4 protein-coding genes are annotated in these 2,899 nt (G+C 71.4%); 2 read left to right on the top strand and 2 right to left on the bottom strand.

What is annotated here, in order from left to right:
- Both hemA and HW445_RS24920 read right to left on the bottom strand, forming a co-directional pair.
- A partial coding sequence (gene hemA, locus HW445_RS24915) for a glutamyl-tRNA reductase (RefSeq protein ID WP_180223171.1) occupies positions 1-656 on the bottom strand: 656 nt, incomplete at its 3' end.
- Entirely contained in the window at positions 653-1,444 is a 792-nt protein-coding gene (locus HW445_RS24920) for a redox-sensing transcriptional repressor Rex (RefSeq protein WP_180223172.1), read from the bottom strand. The genes hemA and HW445_RS24920, both read right to left, overlap by 4 nt.
- A 486-nt stretch (positions 1,445-1,930) precedes the next feature.
- Between HW445_RS24920 and HW445_RS24925 the strand changes: the two genes are divergently transcribed.
- Entirely contained in the window at positions 1,931-2,176 is a 246-nt protein-coding gene (locus HW445_RS24925) for a glutaredoxin family protein (RefSeq protein ID WP_180223173.1), read from the top strand.
- 118 nt (positions 2,177-2,294) lie between these two features.
- The coding region (locus tag HW445_RS24930; protein WP_180223174.1) for an HAD family phosphatase at positions 2,295-2,899 on the top strand (605 nt) is incomplete at its 3' end.

The following is a 2,899-nucleotide window of genomic DNA, read 5'->3' on the forward strand; positions in this document are numbered from 1 at the left end:
ACGGTGCGGTTGGCGACCACGATCTCGGCCACCCCGCCGCGCGCCAGCGTGGCGGCGGCCAGCGAGGACATCGAACCGGCGCCGATCACCAGCGCCCGCCGGCCCTCGAGCCAGGACGTGACGTCGGACGCGCCCGCGAGCTGCTCCAGGCCGAAGGTGACCAGGGACTGCCCGGCGCGGTCGATGCCGGTCTCCGAGTGGGCGCGCTTGCCCACCCGCAGGGCCTGCTGGAACAGGTCGTTGAGCAGCCGGCCCGCGGTGTGCAGTTCCTGCGCCTGGGCCAGCGCGTCCTTGATCTGGGCGAGGATCTGCCCCTCGCCGACCACCATCGAGTCCAGGCCGCAGGCCACCGAGTAGAGGTGGTGGACCGCGCGGTCCTCGTAGTGCACATAGAGATAAGGAGTGAGCTCCTCCAGCCCGACCCCGCTGTGGCGGGCCAGCAGCGTGGACAGCTCGGCGACACCGGCGTGGAACTTGTCCACGTCGGCGTAGAGCTCGATGCGGTTGCAGGTGGCCAGCACCGCGGCCTCGGCGGCCGGTTCGGCGGCGACGGTGTCCCGCAGCAGCTTGGCCTTCGCCTCCGCGCCCAGCGCGGCGCGCTCCAGCGCGCTGACCGGCGCGCTGCGGTGGCTCAGGCCGACGACGAGCAGACTCATGCCGGCATCACGGCGGGGGCTTCCCCGTCGGTGCCCTTCGGGTCGGCGGCGTCCATCGCCGCCGCGGCCGCGGCGCCCTTGGCGGCGGTCGGCACGGGCATGGCGTCGTCGTCGGAGGCGGCGTCCTCGCCGGCCTTGCGCTGCTCGTGGAAGGCGAGGATCTGCAGCTCGATGGAGAGGTCCACCTTGCGCACGTCCACACCGTCCGGAACGGTCAGCATGGTCGGCGCGAAGTTGAGGATGGAGGTCACCCCGGCCCCGACCAGGCGGTCGCAGACCTGCTGGGCGGCCCCGGCCGGGGTCGCGATGACACCGATGGACACGCCGTTGTCACGCACGATGTCCTCCAGCGCGTCGGCGTGCTGGACGGGGATGCCGGCGACCGGCTTGCCCGTCATCGCCGGGTCGGCGTCGATCAGCGCGGCGACCCGGAAACCACGGGAGGCGAATCCCCCGTAATTGGCGAGCGCGGCGCCGAGGTTACCGATGCCGACGATGACCACGGGCCAGTCCTGGGTCAGACCCAGCTCACGGGAGATCTGGTAGACGAGGTACTCGACGTCGTAGCCGACGCCTCGCGTGCCGTAGGAGCCCAGGTACGAGAAGTCCTTGCGCAGCTTCGCGGAGTTGACCCCGGCGGCGGCCGCGAGCTCCTCGGAGGAGACGGTCGGCACGGAGCGCTCCGACAGAGCGGTCAGAGCGCGGAGGTACAGCGGAAGCCGGGCGACGGTGGCCTCGGGAATTCCTCGGCTGCGGGTCGCCGGTCGGTGAGTTCGGCCAGTTGCCACGATGCTCCTGCGGGTAGAGCGGGGCTGGGGGCGGCCACACGTCCCCGGACCGCCTCGTCGGATGCAGGCTATGTCTTTGTGAACGTGTGCACAAAGATTGTGTCCGTTTTGCCCCACCGACGTGACCGGGGTCACGCGGTGTTCGCGCACGCGCACGGCACCGGCGGTCAGGCGCCCGGGTCCGTCACTCGTCGGGGACAAAGCTGCACACGCTCCTCTTCGTTGCACGCCCCCGCAAGCAAATTCGAGGTCAAATCCTAAGCGAACAAACGACGTCGACCGAACCGTCACACAGCGCGAACCCGCAGGTCAGAGGCAGATTCCGGGGTGCGGTGAGAGCTATCTCTCCTCCGCCACCGCCGTTCTCCCCCTCTTTCCCTCCCGTCCGGCCCTCTCCGCGGCCGCCCGCCCGCGAAGACGATCACGACGACGCGACGGCCCGCGCGGCCGTCGCAACCGCGCACGACGGCCTCGGTCCGCGCGACAATGGCGGGCATGAGTGGTCTGGTGACATTGATCGGCAAGCCCGGATGCCATCTCTGCGAGGACGCGGAGAAGGTGGTGGCCCGGGTCTGCGGGGAACTCGGCGTGCGCTGGGAGCAGAAGGACATCACCCAGGACGAGGCGCTCCATCGCGCCTACTGGGAGCAGATCCCGGTGGTCCTCATCGACGGGCAGCAGCACACCTTCTGGCGCGTGGACGAGTCCCGCCTGCGGGCCGCCCTGGCCTGACCCCGGCCCGCCCGGCCCCCGCTCCCCCGGCCCCGTCCCCCGCCCCTGCCCCTCGGTGTTCACAGGACGACAACCTCGCCGCCCCGAAGCCGTCCCACGATCTGGATATGCTCACCGCATGGCCGCTCTTGGATGGCTCCTCCCCCGCAAGCGCTTCGCCACGGCGCGCAGCGTCCTGGCCGGCGAGGCCGCGGCGGAGGCCGCCCGCAAGTCCTCCCGCGAGCTCGAGCAGGAGGCCCGGTTCCCGGTTCTCGGCGACACCCACGCCGCGGCCTTCTTCGACCTGGACAACACGGTCATGCAGGGCGCCGCCCTGTTCCACTTCGGCCGGGGCCTGTACAAGCGGAGGTTCTTCGACACCCGCGACCTGGTCCGGTTCGCCTGGCAGCAGGCCTACTTCCGGCTGGCCGGCGTCGAGGACCCCGCGCACATGCAGGAGGCCAGCGACGCCGCCCTGTCCATCGTGAAGGGCCACAGCGTCGAGGAACTCCGCCTGATCGGCGACGACATCTACGACGAGTACGTGGCCGGCCGCATCTGGGGCGGAACCCGCTCCCTGGCCCAGGCCCACCTCGACGCCGGCCAGAAGGTGTGGCTGGTGACGGCGGCCCCGGTGGAGATCGCCCAGACCATCGCCCGGCGCCTCGGCCTGACCGGCGCCCTCGGCACCGTCGCCGAGTCCGTGGACGGCGTCTACACCGGCCGCCTGGTCGGCGAGCCGCT

Origin of the sequence: Streptomyces sp. UH6, from assembly GCF_013421635.1 — a bacterium.
Classification (GTDB): domain Bacteria; phylum Actinomycetota; class Actinomycetes; order Streptomycetales; family Streptomycetaceae; genus Streptomyces; species Streptomyces abyssomicinicus.

Bases quoted from the DNA above. Each gene is read 5' to 3' on its own strand.
- HW445_RS24925 (WP_180223173.1), top strand. From the start codon at position 1,931: ATGGCGGGCATGAGTGGTCTGGTGACATTGATCGGCAAGCCCGGATGC.